Source organism: Nocardia sp. CA-290969 (assembly GCF_050936135.1).
In the GTDB taxonomy this organism is placed as follows: Bacteria; Actinomycetota; Actinomycetes; order Mycobacteriales; family Mycobacteriaceae; genus Nocardia.
This window is the reverse complement of record NZ_JBNJNJ010000001.1, coordinates 5,504,782-5,526,315: the sequence shown is the minus strand read 5'-3', so window position 1 is coordinate 5,526,315 and position 21,534 is coordinate 5,504,782. Positions and strand designations below refer to the sequence as shown.

Genomic DNA, 21,534 nt, shown 5'->3' with positions numbered 1-21,534 from the left:
CGTTCGAATTCTGTTGCGCGACACCGGCTGTTAACCGGGCTCGCGGTAATCTGACCGTGTCGGTCGCGAGACGATGAGGGTGATCAGCACAGTGACTTCGGACCCGCTGTTTCGATGACCCTGTACCTACCCGAGGATATGCGCTGGCTCGGCTGGATCGCCGGCGCCGAATGGCCGGATGGGGACGAGGACGGGGCCTGGGCGGTCTCGGCGATCTGGAAAGACGGCTCCGATGAGACGTTCGCACTGCTCGCCGCTGTAGTACAAGCCAAAGAAGCCGCCACCGCCGCGTATCCGGCAGGGGCGGCCCGAGATGAGATCGCGGCCCTCTACGACCAGTTCCGCACCGGGGATCAATCGCTCGAGGCGCTGGCGCGGAGCATGCTCGAGACCTCGGAGACGACCTTCGATTTCGGCACCGAGCTACAAGCCGCGAAGCTCAATATCATCATCACGCTGTGCTGGCTGGCGATAGAAATTGCGCTGGCCTGGCTCTTCCCGCCCACCGCGCCCGCGGTGGAAGCCGCGGCGGTGGGGACCACCCAGGGAATAATGCTGACCATCCGCCAGGCGACCCAGCGGACTCTGCAGAACTTGGCCTCGCGGCTCGGTGCCCCGAATATCCAGCGCAGCTTCTGGCGCAGCCTCGGTAACGGCAAGCTGACAATGCCCACGTCGCGTGCCTGGGGAGAACTCGGCGAGGAGGTGCTGCAGGGCGCGGCAGAAGAGGGGCTGATCAACGGGGCGATCCAGGGCGGCCAGATGGCCGACGGAAAGCGGGACGAATTCAACGGTGAGGAATTCGGCCTGAGCGTTTTCGCCGGTGGCGCCGCGGAGCCGGTGGGGTCGCTGGTGGCCAGGGGGGCGAACAACTTCCTCAGCAAAACCCTCGGCAACACGTTGAACACGAACCTGCTCGGTCGAATGACCCGCAACGCCGTGGTGGGCGGCGCCGCGGACGGCGTGGCCGGAATTTTCGGCAATCTCCTCGTGGCCGGTGTCACCGGAGAGAGCCTGAGCGACAGCATGACCGGCATCGGCGTGGCCGGCGGATTCATCCAAGGCAGCATCGTCGGCGCCGCGGACCCCACCACCTTCTCGAACAGCTTCCACGGACAGAACGGGCCCTGGTCGAGCGCACGGAACTGGCTCGGGGACCCGGATCATGCGATGGGCGGCCCCCGATCCGGCGCGGTGCCCGCATACGGTGATGGGTCGTCCGGCGAAAACGCCTTCTACCAGGATGGACCGGCGGGAGCGGGATCCGGGTCGCACCCCGCGGACGGTTCTCGTTCGGTATTCGCCTCCGGTGGCCCGGGATCTCCGCGGGGGGAATCGCAGTCGCCGGGCAACTGGTTCTCGTCACCGGGTGATGCGCCGGGGCGGGGTGGCGAACGATTCTCGTCCGGCGAATCTCCGGGCCCGGGTTCCGCGGCACCGCCGAACCCCGCCGAGGGACAGCCGGGCCCGGCACAGCGCGGCGGTCCGTCGGATGCACGGGTGACGGCGGACGATGACAGTACGCGGACCACTCCGGCCGGGGGCGACGCGAACGGACGAAACGGGTCCGGAGCGACGCCCGAATCGGATCGCCCGGGGCAGCAGCCGGGGTCGCCGGTCACCGGCCAGCCGGGTCCGCTGGGCGGGGAAACGGCGAATTCGCAAACATCGGGACAAGAGTCGGAGAAGGCGCCGGAAGGGGATAGGCAGGGTTCCACCGACGCTCCCCGCGGCGAATCATCGCAGGCCGCGCCGCCAGGGGACAACGATCAGCAGCCGGAGGCTTTGGATACAGGACTCGACAAGCCTGGTCCGTCCGATTCGGCGGGCCGGCCCGATCAGCCCGATACGACGGAGCACCCCGGCCGGTCCGATTCGACGGACCGGCCCGAACAGTCCGATTCGACGGGCAAATCCGGTGAGTCCGATGCGCACACCGACCAGGACGCTGGGCGGGAGCGGCCGGGGTCCGACGTGGCCGAGGATCGCGGTGAACAGCGGAGCTCGCCGAACGAGAGCTCAGGGGCCAGGGGCGATACCGAGCCCAGCGGCACAGGATTGTACGAGGGCAGGCCGGAACAGACCGGCGGCACCGCCGACACCAACCCCTCGGGGGTCGAGACCAGCCGGCACATACCGCCACTGCCGCAACCGGTCACGCCCTCGGCGTCGATGCCGCCGGCGCCGCCCGGAGCTCCCGCGCAACCGAACACGACGCCGACGCCGGCGGCGCAGACCGGTCCGGCGAGTTCGACCGCACCCAACTCCAGTTCGGCGGTCGCACACACGCCGGGTTCGTCCGCCGAGCAGTCGAGTTCCAGACCGGCCGATAAACCGGGCAGCTCCACCACACCGGGCGATTCCACAGCGCAGTCCTCGCGTGAGGTTCCGAACCAGGACGGTGCCCGGCATACGAACGAGGGGCAGTCGCGCGCAGCCGCCCCGTCCGCACCGAGTGCGGGTGTTCCCGACGGGACCGGTGTATCGGTGCTGCCGGAAACATCCCGGCCCGGGATCTCGGCGGCTCCTGCCCCGGTCGCTCCCTCTCCTTCTCCGGATACGCAAGTACAGCCGGCCACCGAGGCGGAGCGGAGCACAGGATCAGCGCCGCAGCGTTCCGGACCGGCTCAGTCCGGCGACCCCGGGCCGGTCCGGCGGCCGGCTGAGCAGGAATCCGGCCCTTTGCCCGAATCGCGGCGCGCCCGCACCGGCGAGCTGTCGAGTCCCGCGCCGCGGCGAGCACCGGAACAAGCCGTGCTCGGGGCACCGGCCACCGACTCCCGGCAGAAATCGGGTGCGGCGCCGGATGCGGTGCCGGTTCCGTTCGCAGTGGATGCCGGTCCGCGGGTCGGGCCGGTGCGCTCGGCGGATCCGCGGAACCGGCGGGAGGCGGCGGTGCCGGGGACCACGATATCCACCGGCGCGCCGCCGGATACCTCCACCGGTACGTCCCGGCCGGTGCCGCGCCGGTTCACACCCGAGGAGCTGCGGAAAATACCGCAGCCGGCGGACGACCGGGTCCGCTCCGCCTACCATCCCGTCGAAAAGCCCACCTACCAGTCTCTTCTGGAAGCAGCGGTGACGAATCCGGACGGGTCCGGTTTCGTGCAGTTCCGGAATCCGGCGACGTTCACGGCGGTAGCGGGTGGTAAGCCGTTCGGAAAACTGGTGAACGGGCCGGGCCCGGACGTTCCCGGCCGGTCGGAGAACTGCCAGGATTGCTCCCTGTCGCTCCTTGCGACCTACGCCGGTAAACCGCAGGTTGCCGCACCGGGGGCCGGCCGGTTCACCAAGGACCATCTCCGTGGTGGGCCGGCGCAGGCGACGCGCTTCCTGGGGGCCCGGGAGATGAGCTTCGACAACGGGTCGAGATCGATCGCCGACCAGTATCGGGCCGCGCACGACCACATCAAATCGCTGCCCCCGGGCACGATGGCCTACGTCACGACGAGCTGGCACAAGGTCAACTTCTTCGGGATGAAGCAGTACGAGCCGGACGGTTCGCCGAAGTACGACGGCTCGCATGCCACGGTGGTGGTGTTCCCCGAGGGGGAACAGGAACCGATCTGGTGCGATGCGCAAGCCGGTACTTTTCACCGCGAACCCCCGGCGGGTTTGCTGAAGTACGCGGCGAAGGTCGAATTCACCATCGGCACGCCGGATCTCGTACTCGCTTCCGCGGAGCACCGGGCAGAACTCGAAGCCGCCCTGAACAACGGAAAAGGCGGGTTCACCGCTTATCAGCATCCGGGCACCTTCACGGCGGTCGCCGGCGGACGGCCCTACGGCGAGCTGATGAACCTCGGTGGCGGGTATCCCATGGGCGGCCAGATCAGTGTCTACGAGTCCGGTCTCGCGGCCGCTGCTTCCTTCCTGGGCGCACCGCGTTACGCGGTGCCGAACTGGGAGCATCTCAACGAAGGCGGACAGCCGCTTCCGGTCCGGGAACTGCACCGGCGCGGACGATCCCGGGTCGAGGGCTGGTTCGGTGACCGGCTGACCTCCTCGGCCACCGGCAGCCGGACCGTGCGGCAGCAGTACCAGCACGCCTACGACGAGGTCCGGAACCTGGGCCCGGGGGCGGTGGGTTTGGCGGTCGTTTCCCGGCCGGTCCGCGGGTCGTCCGCCACCGCCGAATCTGTGCAGATGCTGGTCTACCCGGCGGGCCCCGTATCCGCCGACGGTACGAAACCCGCCGAACCGGTCTGGTGGGATCCGATGACCGGCCGGACAGTGCCGCATACGACGATGCTCGCCGCTATCGGTAACGAGACCGAGGTCTCGTTCGTGGCGGCACCCGGGGACGAACTGATTGCGCTGCACTCGCTGGATACGTCCGCGGGCGCGCGAGGTCCGCATCAGGGCGCGGCCGAAGGGTCCCCCGGAAGCCGGATCGTCGAGCTCGACGACGACGATTCCGAATCGGAAACAACCGATGCCCGTCCGGGGGCCGCGGAAACCGGTTCGTCGCGGAAACGGCCGCCGGCGGATCCGGAATCCGGTGCACCGCCGCGGAAGCAAACCCGGACCGACGATCCGGGCACCGGTGACCCGTCCGGATCGGCGGCGGAACCGGCGGACGACGATTCGTGGGACTCGGATTCGGTGGGTTCGGAATCGTCCGGAAGCGAAGCCGGCGAGGGGAGTGTTTCCGAGAACCGGCGACACGTTGTCCTCCCGGAGCCGCCGAGGGAGCTGCTGGACCCGGCGGAAATGCGCGTCTTCGGACCGGGGTATCTCGCTCCGGTGGAAGATCCCGCGCTGCAACACGCACTCGAGAATGCGATGCGGCGCCCGGACGGGTTCGCCGTATACGCCGATCCGAGTAGCTATCCGCCCGGCGGTACACCGTTCGGCGCGATGATCAATCCGGGCTACGGCAACAGGCCCGGGCGGGACAACAATTGCCAGGATTGCGTTCTCGCCGGCCTGGCGACCTTCCTGGGCAGCCCGACGGTCGCCGCGCCGATATATCCGGCGGTCGAGCACGGCGAGGTCAACTGGGACGGCCCTGAGCAGGGCGGCTCCGGACGGCAGCATTGGATGGTCGGGCTCGCCGAATACGCCTTGGACGGATTCGGCACCGTACCCGAGCGCATCACCGCGATCCATGATCACGTCGCGGAACTCGGGCCCGGGTCGGCGGCGATCGTCTCCAACCGGTGGCAGGCGCAGGATCCCGATACCGGTGACCCGATGGTGGACGAGGACGGGGATCCCGTCGAGGGTCCCGAACATACCGTTCTCCTCGTCTACCCCGCGCCCGATCCGGACAATCGCGATGAGAACGGTGAGGTGATAGACGAGGGCCCACTGTGGTGGGATCCGCAGAGCGGCAGAATGTCCCGCGAGCCCTTCGAGGACTTCCGTACGCAGTCGGTCCTGGTCATGTCCGTGGTGATTCCGCCGGGGCGCACAGTGGTCAGCGCCTCCGCCCGGCAGCCGGTTTCGGTCCCGCGGCAGCCGGTGCCGGCCCGGCCGCGTCCGGCGGTGGTCCCGGCGCTCGATCGTCCCGCACCGCCGGCGCGGCTGCCGGATCCGTCCGCACGGCGGGTTTACGGGCAGGGCGGGCTGGCTCGCCTGGAGCATCCCGGCCAGCAGCGGGCGCTGGAGAATGTATTGCGCGCCGGTAACGGCGATTTCGTGGCCGGCGCCGATCCGCGCAGCTATCCGACACCGGGTTATCCGTACGGCTGGATGATCAACGGGGGCAGTAGCCGCCCGGCGTCCCGGTTCGCGAACCGATGGGATGCGCTGCTGGCGGGATTATCGTCGTTCCGCGGTAATCCACTGGTCGCCGCCCCCCGGAATCCGGATGCGGGCGACAGCTACGACCGCGACGACGAATCCGCCGGAATGCAGCGGGTCATCGAATGGCTGCAGACTCAGCCCGATCATTTCGGTGAGCTGCCGGCGCCGCAGCAATGCGCTGCACTACACGAATGGGTGGGTCATCTCGGGCCGGGCGCGGCGGCGGTGGCATTCCTCGGAATCGGCGAAGTCGACCCCGCCACCGGTGACCTGGTGCGGGATGACAACGACGAGTACGTGGTCTCCGGCGTGATGCCGCTGGCCGTGATATTCCCGGTAATCGCCTCGGACGGCAATCAGACCAGTACGCCGACCCGGCCGCAGTGGTGGGACCCCGCGAGCAATACAACCTGGGAAGAGTTGCCGGACCGGATCGTGCACAGCACAGCGCAGTTCGGATTCATCGCGTTGCGGCCGGATACGACGGTGGATTCGTCGGGGCGGGGTTCGGTGGTGCGGCCGGTGCCGGTGCCGTTGGTGGTGCCGGTGTTCAATCGTGCGGGGCCGCCGATGCGGTTGATGGATCCGTCGCGGGGGCGGGTTTTCGGGCCTGGTCAGTTGGCTGCGTTGGAGTTTGCGGGTATCGAGGGGCCGTTGCGGTCGTTGTTGTCCGATGGCGTGGGTGAGTTTGTGGTGGGTGCGGATCCGCGGAGTTTTCCGTCGCCGGGGAATTCGTATGGGTGGTTGGTGAATCAGGGTGGGCATTTTGTGTTGGGGCGGGGTTCGAATCGGTGGGATGCGGCGTTGTCGGGGTTGTCGTCGTTTCTGGGGTATCCGGTGGTGGCGGCGCCGCGGTATGCGGATGCCGGGCCGGATCTGTACAACGATGAGGACGAGGCCGACGGGCGTCGGCGGGCCACCGAGTGGCTGCAGAATATGCCCGACACCTTTGCAAATCCCTCCCCGGTGGAAGGTTATGCGGCGCTGCACGCGTGGGTGGCGATGCTCGGCCCGGGGTCGGCGGCGTTGGGTTTCTGCGCGATCCCGAGAGTGGACCCGGGCACCGGTGAGCCGATACGGAATGCGCAGGGTCAGCCCGAAACCGCTCGCTTCGAGCCTGTACTGGTCGTCTATCCGGCGCGGGTCTCGAGAGACAATCCGGTGCCGGCACCCGGACCGGTGTGGTGGGACCCGGTCACCGATGACACCTGGGACCGGCCGCCGACCGCGCCGATCGCCGGAAGCTGGTGGTTCGGTTTCATCGCGCTACCGCCCGGCCGCCGTATCGATCCGGGCCTCGATCATCCGATCACCGTTTCCGATTCGGATGACGATGATGATTCGGACGATATCGGCACGGACAGGCTCTATTCGGACCAGGATTCGGACGCTGGGGAATCGGACGCTGGGGATCCCGACGCTGGAGATGCGGACGCGGGGGAATCGGACGCTGGGGATGCCGATGATGAGGAACCGGACGCTGGGGATCCGGACACAGGGGGTGCGGATGATGGGGATCCCGACGCTGGGGATGCGGACGCCGGGAATTCGGACGCTGGGGATCCGGACGCGGGGGATTCGCACGCTGGGGATCCGGCCGGGAGGGAGCACGACGCGGAAATTCCGGAGCCGGAGGCTTCGGACGAAGGGGATTCGGATGCGGAGGCTTCGGACGAAGCAGAGGCCGAATCGGACGGGAGCGAATCGGAGGGCGGCGAATCAGTAGCGAGCCAATCGGAGCAGGCTGCCGCCGGCGGTAACCCGTTCGATTCGTTGCCGGCGCCACCGATGGAATTGGCCGATCCGGCGGCGATGCGGGTGTTCGGTCCGGACTATCTCGCCCCGATCGAGGACGATGCACTGCAGGAAACGCTCGAGGACGCGCTGCGCGGCCCCGAGGGATTCGTCGCATGCGCCGACCCGAGTAGCTATCCGTCCACCGGCAATCCCTACGGCACGATGATCAACCCCGGCTTCCAGGACATTCCGGGGCGCAGGACGAATTGCCAGGACTGCATGCTGGCCGGTCTGGCGACCTTCCTCGGCTATCCGCTGGTCGCGGCGCCGGTTCATCCCATCATCGTGGACGGCAATGTCATCTGGGACGGTGAGTCCTTGGCGGCCGCCCGGCAATATTGGATGACGGGGCTCGGCGAGCGCAGCTTCAGGCCCGGATCCATCAGCCCGCGCGAGCAATTGACGGCCATCCACGATCAGGTGGCTGCGCTCGGACCGGGATCGGCGGCCCTCGTTTCCACCGTCTGGCGGTCGATGGATCCCGCACAGGAGGGGCCGGAGAGCGGTGACAGCCCACCAGCCAGCGGCAACGGACACGGCGTGCTGGTCGTCTATCCGAACCCGGATCCGCACAACCTCGATGCGAGCGGCCGGGTAGTCGACAACGGCCCGCTGTGGTGGGATCCGCAGAGCGGTGAGATGTCACGTCGGCCGTTCGAGGACTTCGCGCGGTCCTCGCACCGGATCGGGTTCACGTTCATCCCGCCGGGTCGCCGTGTTTTCGATGCCGCCGCGGCGGCCCGGCCGCCGGTCGAGGCGCAACCGGTATCGCAGCCGGTGCCGTCTCACCCGCAGTCGGCGCTGGTGCCGGTGCTCGACCGTCCGGCGCCGATGCGGTTACCGGATCCGTCGCGGGCCCGCCGCTTCGGTGCCGGTGCGCTGGATCCGGCCCAGCATCCCGGGCAGCAGCAGCTACTCGAAACCGTCTTGCGCGACGGCAGCGGCAATTTCGTCGCGGGAGCCGACCCGCGCACCTATCCGTCACCCGGCTACCCGTATGGATGGATGGTCAACGGGGGCCAGGGTGGCGCCCCGGGCCGGAACACCAATCGGTGGGAGGCGGCACTGTCGGGACTGTCGTCGTTCCTGGGTAACCCCTTGGTCGCCGCTCGGAGATCGCCGGATACGGGGCCCGGGCAGTACGACGTGAACGAAGAACCCGGCCGGGCCGTCCGGTGGCTGCAGACCCGGCCCGATGATTTCGGTTCCGGCTCGCCGGAACAGAAGTACGCGGCATTGCACGACCGGGTTGCTCATTCCGGCCCCGGGTCGGCGGCACTGGCTTTCTGCGGTATCGGCACGGTGGACCCCGGTACCGGTGAATTCGCGGTCGACCAGGACGGACGGTTCGTCCTCAGCCACTTCGAACCGCTGGTGCTGATATTCCCCACGGCCGGCGCGGGAACTCCTCCGCCCACCCAGCCGCTGTGGTGGGACCCGATGACCAACAGCACCTGGGACCAGGCGCCGGCCGAGATCGTCGAGATGACAGTGCAGCTCCGGTTCATCGAGATCCGGCCCGGTACCACAGTGGATTCGTCGGGGCGGGGTTCGGTGGTGCGGTCGGTGCCGGTGCCGTTGGTGGTGCCGGTGTTCAATCGTGCGGGGCCGCCGATGCGGTTGATGGATCCGTCGCGGGGGCGGGTTTTCGGGCCTGGTCAGTTGGCTGCGTTGGAGTTTGCGGGTATCGAGGGGCCGTTGCGGTCGTTGTTGTCCGATGGCGTGGGTGGGTTTGTGGTGGGTGCGGATCCGCGGAGTTTTCCGTCGCCGGGGAATTCGTATGGGTGGTTGGTGAATCAGGGTGGGCATTTTGTGTTGGGGCGGGGTTCGAATCGGTGGGATGCGGCGTTGTCGGGGTTGTCGTCGTTTCTGGGGTATCCGGTGGTGGCGGCGCCGCGGTACGCGGATGCCGGGCCGGACTTGTACAACGGAGAGGATGAGACCGACGGATATTCGCGGGCCGTCGAGTGGCTGCTGAGCGCACCCGACCATTTCCGGGCCGGATCGCGGCCGGAACAATACGCGGCCCTGCACGCGTGGGTGGCGATGCTCGGGCCGGGGTCGGCCGCCTTGGCCATCCGCGCGGTTCCCGAACTGGATCCCGCGACCCGGCTGCCGGTCCGGGTGAACGGCCGGGTTGTGATCTCCCACCACGAACCCGCGGCCGTGGTCATCTACCCGGCGCGGGTCTCCAGAGACAATCCGGAGCCCGCTCCCGGACCGGTGTGGTGGAACCCGGTCACCGATGACACCTGGGAGCAGCCGCCCGCCGAGCTGAGCTCGGTTCCCGGAGACCTGAGCTTCATCGCGATACCCCCCGGCCGGATCATCGATCCCGATCTGGAGTCGGTCGAGGACGAACCTGCCGACGACGAGTCGGACGAATTCTATTCGGACGATAGTGGTTCGGACGATGGCGATTCGGACGGTGAGCCGGCAGCCCCGATCGAATACGGTGCCGACCCGCACCGTCCGGATACCGATGCCGAGCAATCCTCGCCCGCGCCGCCGCCCGCGCCTGTCGCACCGGCGACCACCGTCCCTTGGTTCAGTGCTGACGAACGTGCCGTGATCCCGAGTCTTTTCCGGGATCAGGATCGCGAGGTCTGGGGCGGGGTCGGGCAGCGGCATCAGGATGCGCTGGAAGACGCGGTGCGGGTCGGCGACCTGTTCGCGCCGTTCCAGAACCCGGCGACTTTTACCGCGGTGGCCGGCGGCGAACCGTACGGGTTGCTGATCGCTGCCGCCGGCCGGCGGCACCTCGAGGATGCCTGCCAGGATATTTCCCTGTCGCTGATCTCCACGTTCTTCGGGAAACCCCAGGCCGCGTCACCGCGGATCGGCCCGAGCAAACGCGATTCGCATACCTCCGGTATTTCCCAGGCCACACGGTTCCTCGGCCACCGCGGCCTCTCCCTCGACCTGGACGGCCGGTCGATCGAACAGCAATACCGAGAGGCGCACCGGCTCTTCACCGCCCTGGGCCCGGGCACCGCGGTCTATGTCAATCTCGTCTGGCACAAGACCGAGAACGGGCGCAAGCTGTACGACCCGGACGGTTCGCCGCAATGGGACGGCGGACACGCCATGGTGGTGGTGTATCCCGACTACGGTGCGGATCCGAACGCCGACCAGGGCCCGGTCTGGTACGACGCACAGATGTGGACGGCGAGCTACGGCGGCCCGCCGGAACATATCGTGGCGAACACGGCGCGCGTCGATTTCGTCATCGGCACCCCCGAATCCGTACCGGCCGCGGCGCGACACCGCCGAGCACTCCGGCGCGCGATGAGCGACGGCCGTGGCGGATTCGCCAGGTACCGGCCCCCGTCGGATACCGCGGTGCCGGGCGGCCGGCCGTACGGTGAGCTGGTCACCTTCGATTCCGGACACCCGGGCCGGTTCAGTTTCTTCGAATCCGCGCTCGCCGGGGCGGCGTGTTTCGTCGGCCTTCCCGTGTTCGCCACACCGAGCCTGAACTCCTACAACGCAGATGGGCAGCCGACTCCGGAGGAGCTCCTGAACGAGGGCGGTCGCGACTTGGTCCGCCAGTGGTTCGGCAAACGGCCGAAGTCACTGGCCCGGGGCAATCGGACGCTCCCCGAACAGTTCGCCGAGGCCTATTTCCAGGTGGCGGGCCTGGACTCGGGCTCGCTGGGATTGGCGATCGTCTCCGGAGGGCCGCGTGGTGCCGATATAGCGGCTCTGTTGCTGGTCCACCCGAGGTCGGAGGACGGCCGGGGGATGGCCCCGGTGTGGTGGGACACCATGACGGGCCGGCTGTATTCGCAGCGCGAGGCGCTGGCCACCCTCGCCCGGACCCCGGAGTTCGATGAGCTCTCCCTCGTGACCACTACCGGACGGGGCCTGCGCGACTATCTCGCGGAACCACCGTCCTCCCGGGCCGGCGCCGTGGCACCGGCCCGTGCGACCGGCCCGGTATGGGAAGTCGCCGGCGACTCGGAGGTGGACACGTCCGGCCAGGGCGCCTCGGGTATCGGTGCCGACGATGCGCCTCGGTCGGACGAGGGCACTCGCGACGAGACCGGCCCGGTGCCCCGGCGCGGGCCCGACGAGCAGGCCGGCGCGGGCCACGGTGAGGTGACCGGTTCGCCGTTCCACTTGAGGGATCGGTTGCGTCGTCTACTGCGCCGCGGCCCGTCGCGGCTCACGCCGGATACTCCGGTCGCGGCGGCAGGTGTTGTTCCGCGGCTGACCGATGAGGAGTTGGCGCTCGTTCCGGATCCGGCCGAGCGGCGGGCGGGCAACGGGTACAGTGCCGTCGATCCACGGGATCAGGCCGCCCTGGATGCGGCCTTGCGTGACCCGGTGACGGGCAGGGCCGCGCAGTACCCGAATCTGGTGGCGTTCTCGGCGGCCGGTGGGACACCGGCCGGAAATTTGATCAACGGGCCGGGTAGTCACGAAGACGGCCGGTGGCGGAACTGCGCCGATATCACGCTGTCGGCCATAGTCTCGTTCTTCGGTGTACCGCAGGTCGCGGCTCCACGGACCGGCACGGTTCTGCGGGATTATTTCAATTTCGGGGATATGCAGGCATTTCAGATGCTCGGCAACCGGCATATGTCCTTCTCCGGCCCGGCCGCGAAGTCGGTTTCTCAGCAATTTGCGACTGCGCACCGTGTCATCGAGGAGCTGGGTCCGGGCACGGTGGCCATGGTCGCCACGCAATACCAAGCGTTCGACCGGGACGGCAACAAGGAGACCAACGCGGACGGCTCCCCGAAAATAATCGGCGGGCACGCAACGATCGCTTACTTCCCGGGTGACGGCACGCACAACGGGCCCATCTGGTTCGACCCGATGAGCCGGAGATGGGACACGGAGCCGGACGAGGGAGTCGTGCTCGTGGCGGGGAGCGTGCAGTTCGTGGTGGGCCGGCCGGATCTGTATGTGGCCGCGCTGAAACACCGCAGGGCGCTGCGGAACGCCATGGACGACGGCAACGGCGGTTTCGTCAAGTACCGGGATCCGTTCCTGCCGGTGCATGGTGACCGTGCGTACGCCGAGTTCGTCACCTTCGGTGCGGGGGACCCCACAGGGCGGGTCAGTTTCCACGAATCGGCCCTCGCGGGGGTGTCGTGTTTCCTCGGGCGGCCCAATTTTTCGGTGCCGAGCTGGAATCGTTTGAATCCCGGTGGCCGGCCGGCGTCGGACGAGGTGCTGTGGGAGGGCGCCCGGGATCGAGTGAAGGAGTACTTCGGCAGACCCTTGCAGTCTGTGTCGTCCCCGGCTTCTCCGACGCCGCGGCAGCAGGCGGACACCGCTTACGACCAGATTTCGCAGCAGGGGCCCGGGTCGGTGGGAGTGGCGTTCGTATCGTCGCCGGAGACGATTTCCGCGGCCGGCCGGACTGTCCCCGGTAAAGATGTAGCGGTGTTCGTGCTGGTCTATCCGAAGGCGGAGGACGGTGCGGAACAGCCGGTGCCCACGTGGTGGGACACGACGACGCAGACGCGGTATTCGCGCTCGGAGATGGCGGACCTGCTCACCGCGAACCCGCAGTTCGGCGCGCTGTCGTTTGTTTCGGCCACGGGCGATGACCTGGTGCGCCACCTTTCCCAGCCGTATACGCGTACTACCGTCTACAACCCGGTACAGGAGGTGGGCCAGGACCCGGAAGGGGCAGCGGGTACACCACCGAGCCAAGGGCCGCCCGAGACGCGGAAGCGGACGTTGTCCGATTCCGGCGCGGCACCGGAAAAACGGCGCCGGCTGGGCGATCCGGATGTGGCGCCGGAGTACGAGGAGCCGGCCGCGCCGCCGCGGCCGGAGCTCGTCCCGGTGTCCGGCCGGCCGGCGCCGCCGATGCGATTGCCGGACCCGTCGCGGAGCCGTCGCTTCGGTCCGGGTCAGCTGGCTGCCCTCGAGCACCCCTTCCTGCAACAGGCGCTGGAGAACAGGCTCCGGGGGCGCGAGGGAAGCTATGTGGCCGGGGCCGATCCACGAACCTATCCGACCGCGGACCATGCGTACGGAAAGCTGATCAACGCGGAAGGATTCTTCCCGCTCGGGCGCCGTACCAATACGTGGGACGCCCTGATGTCGGGGCTGTCGTCGTTCCTGGGACATCCCTTGGTTGCGGCACCCCGGTACCCGGCGGGCCCCGATCGGTACGACAACGGTGACGAGGGGTCCGCCGGATACGCCAGGGTCCACCAGTGGGTGCAGAGTCGGCCCGACCGCTTCGGGACCGGCACGCTGCCGGAACAGTATGCGGCGCTGCACGATCGAGTAGTCGCGCTGGGGCCGGGGACGGCCGCGGTGATGATCAACGTGATTCCCGTGCCGAACCCGGCGACCGACGAGCCGTTGCGGGACCGGTCCGGTAGGGAGATCACCCGGCTGGAGCCGGTCGCGATCGTCTATCCCCGGGTCACGTCGCGCAACAACCCGGACCCGCCGCCCGGTCCGGTGTGGTGGGTCCCCGTCACCGGCGAACACTGGACCCGGCCGCCGGCCGCTCCGATCGCCGGCAGCAGTTCGTTCGAGTTCCTGATGATTCCGCCCGGCCGGACCATCGAGGCGCCGAATCGGGACGAGGCAGGTACGCCGCGGCCCGACCGTGCGATACAACCGGTGCTCAACCGTCCGGCGGCGCTGCGGTTACCGGATCCGTCGCGGTCTCGTCCTGTCGGTCCCGGTCTGCTGGCTCCGGTCGAACATCCCGGTCTGCAACGGGCGGTGGCGGACGCCTTGCGCGCGGGCAACGACACCTTCGTCGCCGGGGCCGATCCGCGGAATTACCCCACCCCCGAGAATCCCTTCGGACGGCTGGTCAACGGCGGGGAGAGCCGGCCTGTCCTGCGTGGACGGGACAACAACCACTGGGACGCCGTGCTGTCGGGGCTGTCATCGTTCCTCGGTCATCCTTCGGTCGCTGCTCCGCGGGATGCCGATTCGGTCCCCGGCGGCCCGGGAGGTATCGAGGATCCCAGATGGGTCCGCTGGGCCCAGGCATGGCTGGGCAGCCGGCCCGATAGCTTCCGGGGCCCGCTTCCGGTTACGCAGCAGTACGCCGCACTGCACATCTGGACTGCCATTCACGGCCCGGGCACGGCCGCGGTCGCACTGCGGGTGATACCCAAGACGGACCCGGTGACCCGGCGGCCGATGGTCGCGGACGGCAAGTACGTCTTCTCCCACTACGCCCCGCTGCTGGTTGTCTTTCCGCGGATCACCTCCGCCGACGATCGGGAGCCGCCGCCCGGGCCGAGGTGGTGGGACCCGGTGACCGGGCAGACCTGGGTGCAGCCGTCGGCCGCGCTGATGGCCGGCAGTGTGGGACTCGCCTTTGTTCCGGTCCGGCCGGGTACGACGATCGACCCGGCTCTCGGCAATCCGACGAATACACCCGCGCCGCCCGCGCTCGATGGTCTCGGCGCGGTGTCGGCCGACAATGCGACGGAAATCAACAGTGTCGCCGATGACGACGATGCGGCGGATATCTACAGCGCCTCCGACGAACCCGGCAACGCCCGCGGTGCGCAAACAGGCGCGCCGCCGGCCACCGAACCGGCCGAGGCATCGGGAAGCGGCGCCGATGCCGCTTCCCGGCACGACGCGCACGACAGCCGACCCGATCCGGTCGCGCCTACTCCGGCGCACCGGCCGAGCGGGCGCCGGATGCCGGAGCCGCCGATGCGGTTGATCGCGCCGGCCCAGACCCGGGCGTACGGCCCCGGGTTCCTTGCCCCGGTGGAGAACCCCGCACTGCAGCAGGAGTTGGAGAACGTACTGCGCGGCGCGGACGGGACGTTCCTGAAGTACGCCGATCCGAGCAAGTACCCGGCCGAGGGTGTTCCGTACGGTAAGCGGATCAACCCCGGCTACGGTGTCGCGCCGGGCCGGGCCACCAACTGCGTCGATTGTGTGTTGTCCGCGCTGGCGACTTTCCTCGGCCGGCCGACGGTGAGCGCACCGGTCTTCCCCCGTCAGGTCGACGGTACGGTGACCTGGGACCTCCCCGAGGAAGGCCACCCCAGGCGGTCCAGGGCGATGTTCCGGATTCCCGTGCAATCCTTCAAAGACGGAAACCGTTCCATCCCCGAGCAGTTCACCGCTATCCATGATCTTGTCGTCGCGCTCGGGCCCGGATCGGCCGCCACCGTCAGCACCGCCTGGAAGACGAACGACCCTGATGGAGATGCCGGGCACGCCGTGCTGGTCGTGTATCCCGCACCGGACCCGCAGCATCGCGACGAAGCGGGAAACATCATCGATGAAGGCCCGCTGTGGTGGGATCCGCAGTCCGGCGCAATGGCTCGCCGGCCGTTCGACTGGTTGATACGGAACTCCGCCCGGGTCGTTTTCCGGCCGGTTCCGCCGGGGCGCAGTATTGCCGAGATCGGCGCGGCCGGTGACCTGCCGGCGCTGCGGCCACCGTCGGCCCCGGTACGACCGCCGGGGCCGGTGACCGCACCGGCACACAATCACCCGGCCCCGGCTCGGCTACCGGACCCGGTGCAAAGCCGCGGCACCGGCCCCGGTCGGCTGGTTACGCGGGAGCATCCGGGTCTGCGCAACGTCCTGGAGGCGGCGCTGCGAAAGAGGGACGGCACGTTCGTGTCCGGCGCCGACCCCCGGACCTACCCCACACCGGACAGTTCGTACGGATGGATGGTCGGTGAAGGTGGGAAGGCGCCGCGCAAGCTCGTCCCGGACGAATGGGATGCGGCGGTGTCGGGCCTCTCGACGTTCCTCGGCAATCCTCTGACCACTGCTTTCCGGAAGCAGGAGGACGGCCCCGGCGGGCGCGAGGCCCATGTCGAAGGGTTCGACAGGGCGCGCACGTGGTTACGGAGCCGACCCGATAATTTCGGTTTCACCCGCCCGGTGGGGGAGCAGTACACGGCTCTGCACAATTGGGTCGCCGCCCTCGGGCCGGGGTCGGCTGCCCTGGTGGGCCGCGCGATTCCGGCCACCGACCCCGATACCGGCAAGATGTCGGTCTCCCACTTCGAGCCGGTGGTGGTCGTTTTCCCGGCGATCGCCGACGCCGGCGGCGAACTCGCGCCGCCGGCCGGGCCGCTGTGGTGGCGTCCGGCGACGAACGAAATCTGGGAACAACCGCCCGACGCCCTGATCGATACCAGTGTGGCGCTGGTCTTCGTCGCGCTGCCGGCGGGAACGGCGGTCGAATCTTCCGGTCGTAATCGACCGAACCCACCGCCGCTACCCGGGATTCCCGCCCCGATCCAGCCGGCACCGGAGACAACGCAGAACGCCGATCTGCCGGTGTTCGACGATGGTTTGATACCGGTGCCGCCGGCGGCCGTCGAGGCCGAACGCGCGCCAGGGCAGCCGAGGCCGGAGCCGGGACAACCCGCGGATGGGGATTCGCAGACTCGGCGGGAACAGAGTTCCGGGTTGCCTGGGATCGAGGCACTGTACGAATTGCCCGGGGACGAGCCGCGATACGAACTGCCCGGTGACGAGGCGCGGTACGAATTGCCTGGGGATGTACCGCGATACGAACTGCCTGGGGATGAGCCGCGATACGAACTGCCTGGGGATGTACCGCGAAACGAACTGCCCGGGGACGAAGCACTATACGAACTTCCTGGGGACGAGCCGCCGCGCGAATCTTCGGTGGACGGATCCGGCCGGCCGGGTCCCGCGGGCACACCGGGACCGGCCGGGACAGAGAGGGATTCCGGCGAGAATCCGGACCGTACCGATCGTGGCGAAGGAGCGAGAAATGAACTCACCGCTGGAGACAGAGGAGCAGGTGCGGGAGCACCTCCTCGATCTGCTGCCGGGCGACCGGACGTATCTGATCGGCCGGATGCCGGTCGGCGCGTGGCTGGTCCAGCCCACGACGACCGAGGAGGACCGGGAGACGGGCCGGTCGATCGGGCTGTCGAGTCTGGTGGTGAACGCCGAGACCGGCGTGGTTCTGCAGTATCCGAGCTGGTCGGCGGGGATGATCATCGAGGATTACACGGAAGCGGTAACGGCCGGCCGCGCTCCGATGGCCCGGCAGATCTATCCGCGGCAGACCCGCATCGAGCTGCTGCGGATCCAGGAGACGCCGGACCGGATCGACTATCGGATCAACGTCCGATCGGAGGTGAACCCGCCGCGGCACTTCGCGATGGTGATCGACAAACACACCCGGCTACCGCAGCCGACGAGCACCGACGCGATGGTGGCCGCCGCGTGGGCGAGCTGGCATCAGGAGCGGGACGGAACATGGCCGGAGGTGGGGACCACGGAGTACTGACGCCGGCGTTTACGCCACGGGATCCGGTACCCCGGCAGCGGGTGCCGGAACCACCGGTACAGCCGGCCGCCGCGGAGCGCACCCGCGTGTACGGGCCCGGGCTGCTTGCTCCGGTGGAGCACGCGGCGCGGCAGAGCACCCTCGCGGACGCCCTGCGGGGTGCAGACGGGGAATACACCGCATTCGCTGATCCGAGCATGTATCCGCCCGGCGGGACACCGTACGGGATGTTGATCAATCCGGGTTTTGGAGTCGAGCCGGGCCGTTTCACCAACGGCCTCGACTGCGTGCTGTCCGGGTTGGCGACCTTCCTCGGGCACCCGCTGGTCGCCGCGCCGCGTTATCCCGACACGGCGCACGGTATCGCCGGCCCGATCGGCCCCGAGCACAACGGCGGGTACCGCATGTACGCCGTACTACAGACTTCCCTCCACCATGTCGACGACGGAACCAGCTCCGTAGCCGAGCAATTCGCCACTCTCCACAGTCATATGCTCGCGCTCGGCCCGGGCTCGGCCGCCGTTGTCCACACCGACCTGTCCGCGAAAGACCCCGCCACCGGCGAGCCACTGCGTGACCGAGCCGGCAATCCCGTGATGGGCGCCTCGCTCGACACGCTGATCGTTTATCCCGTCCCGGATCCGGCGAACCGAGACGCGGCGGGCAATGTCGTCGACGCGGGCCCGGTGTGGTGGGATCCGCAGTCCGGGGAGATGGCCCGCCGACCACCCGAGCGGCTCATCCGGGATGCCGCGAGAATGGGTTTCCGGGCGATCCCGCCGGGCCGCACGATCATCAGCGCCTCCGGTGCCGGAAGGCTACCGGCACCGGCGCCCGCACCGCGCCCGGCGCCACCCCGTGGCCCGATGAGCACACCGGTACACGATCGCCCGGTGCCGCCGGCACGATTGCCGGACCCGTCCGGCGGCCGCCGTTTCGGCCACGGCCGGTTGGCGCGGCTCGAACATCCCGCGCTGCAGGTACTCGTCGAGGACGCAGTACGGGGTGCCGACGGCACCTTCGTGGCCGGGGCCGATCCGGCGACCTACCCGACGCCCGCCAATCCGTACGGCCGGCTGATCAACCTGGGTGCGCCTGCGGGCACCGGTCGCGAAAGCAACAAATGGGATGCGACCTTGGCGGGAGTGGCGACGATCCTGGGTTATCCCATGGCCGCCGTTCCCCGGCACCCGGACCTGGGTCCCGGCAGATACACCGGCAACGACGAGGCCGGGGGCGTGGCCAGAGCCTGCCGGTGGCTACGTAGCCGGCCCAACAGTTTCGCTTCCGATCTCCCGCTGCCGGAACAGTACGCGGCCCTGCACACATGGATTGCCATGCTGGGGCCGGGGTCGGTAGCGGTGGTGTTCCGGGCGATCCCCAAGACCGACCCCGAAACCGGCGAGCGGCGGACCGACCCGCGCGGCAAAGCCCTCGTCTCGCATTTCGAGCCCCTCGTGGTCACCTTTCCGGCCAGGGAATCGAGAGACAATCCGCAACCATCACCGGGACCGCGGTGGTGGGACCCGGCGACGGGCGATACCTGGACCCATCCGCCGGAGGAGCTGATCGCCGAGAGCGCGGAGCTCGGCTTCATCGTGCTACCACCCGGCCGGGTCATCGATGCGCCCCGCCCGGCGGCGGCCGGGCGCATCACGGAACTGCCGGACGACGACCCGCGGGAGCCGGACCTGGTGAGCAGTTCTGCGGCGCCGGTAACCCAGCGGTCGGTGCCGGTGGACGGACCGCCGCGGCCGGAGCCGCCGGGTGCGTCCGTGGAGCCCGCGCCGGGTGCGGCGGGCTCGCCGGTGCGGCGGAGCGGGCCCGGCGACAATGCGCCGGCAGCCACGCCCTTCCGTCTGCGGCAGCGATTCCGCAGGCTGCTGGGAGCGGACGCCCTGCCACCGACGCAGCAGGTCGCGCGGTCGGCCGCGGTTGCGTGGTTCACCGCCGGCGAGCGGGCGGTGATTCCACAGCCTTCCGCGGATCGGGACGGCCGTATCTGGGGCGCGCTGGAAAAACGTTCGTACCAAACGGATCTGGACGATGCACTGCGTAACCCCGACGGCTCCGATTACGCACTGTTCCAGGATCCGCGGACCTTCACGGCCGTGCCGGGCGGACGACCCTATGGGGAAATCCTCAACGGGCCGGGCCCGCGGAGCCTGGGCCGCACCGACAACTGCCAGGACACCTCCCTGTCACTGATCGCCTCGTTCCTGGGCAAACCTCAGGTCGCGGCACCGCGGATCGGGCGGGCACCGCACGGCTTGTTCAACGGGAAAGCACAGGCGGCGCGCTTCGTCGGTAACCGGGCGATCTCCTTCGCCGACGGATCCCGGTCGATCCGCGAGCAGTACCGGGCGGCGCACGAGCATATCGCTGCGCTGGGGAAGGGCACGGTCGCCTACGTCTCCATCGAGTGGCACGAGACGGACAGCGACGGCACCAAGCTGTACCACCCGGACGGCTCGCCGAGGATCGATCGCGGACACGACATCGCGGTGGTGTATCCCGCCTATTCCGACGAGGAGCGGGACAAAGGGCCGGTCTGGTTCGACGCGCAAACCGGGAAAGGCTACACAGGTCCGCCCGCGGACTTCGTCGAGAAGTCGGCGTCGGTGACATTCGTGATCGGCACCCACGAGTTCGTCGCGTCCGCGGCGAAACATCGCGCGGCGCTAGAGGATGCGCTGCGAGGCGGCGCAACCGGGTTCGCCGCGCATCGGGATCCGAGCACGTACACCTCGGTGCCCGGCGGCAGGCCGTACGGCGAGCTCGTCGATTTCGGTGGGGGATTCCCCGCGGGGGGCAGGATCAGCTTCTACGAATCGGCGATCGCGGGACTGTCGTGCTTCAGCGGCCGTCCGGTATTCGCTCTACCGAGCTGGGACCGGTTGAACCCGGATGGTCGGCCCGCACCGGATAACGTCCTGCATCAGGGTGGCCGCCGAATGGTCGAGGAAATGTTCGGTACCGCGCTGACCTCGCGTGCCGGTGCATCCCCGGCCCGGTACCTGACCGGGGTCTACGACGAGGTCGTCGAACTGGGTCCCGGGTCGGCGGCTTTCGTCGAAGTGTCGTGGGATGCCGAAGGAGCGAAAGGTCCGGCCGCGGCGGGGATCCTGCTGATCTACCCGGCCACGCCGGAGGACGGTGGGGAGCCGGCGCCGATGTGGTGGGACCCGATGACGAACACCCGGTACTCCCACGACGAGGCGCTGGCCCTGGTCGCCCGGTACGACCGGATCTCGTACGCCACGGCCGGCAAGGAGAGGTTGACCGCCTTCTGCCACAACGTGGAGTGGCCGCACCACTGGAGTCCGCGTCCGATGGCGCGCGCCGTGCCGGTACCCGACGATATCGATTCGCTCGATTCCGGGGCAGCGCGCGGAGGAAACGACGACCCGCCGGGCGCGCGGGCGGACGGCACCGGGCAACGCCGGGAGATCTGGTACAGGGGGCACGGCCGCCCGCAGCGCCGCCGCCCGAAGGAGTGGTCGTTGCCCAGCGATTTCCGGGCGCCGGCACCGTCCGATGTCCGATGGCTGCCTGCGGGCGCCGTGCCGGCCGACGGCGTTCCGCACCCGGAATCCGCCGATCCGGAGAAGGCGCAACCGCCGGCCACCGGCGGTTCCGGCTCGGCACCGGCCGTGGACAACGCACCGCAGGATGGACCGGATGTGGATGTTCCGTTCACCTTGACCTGATCCGATAGCTGCCGGACCACAACCGTCCGG

General features: G+C 69.0%; 1 protein-coding gene. It reads left to right on the top strand.

Annotated elements, in window-relative coordinates:
• The first annotated feature begins 114 nt into the window (after positions 1-114).
• Positions 115-21,504 carry a toxin glutamine deamidase domain-containing protein gene (locus tag ACQEVO_RS25275; RefSeq protein ID WP_432917839.1) on the top strand — a complete coding sequence of 7,130 codons (21,390 nt, stop codon included), beginning with the start codon at positions 115-117 and terminating at the stop codon, positions 21,502-21,504.
• Positions 21,505-21,534 lie beyond the last annotated feature (30 nt).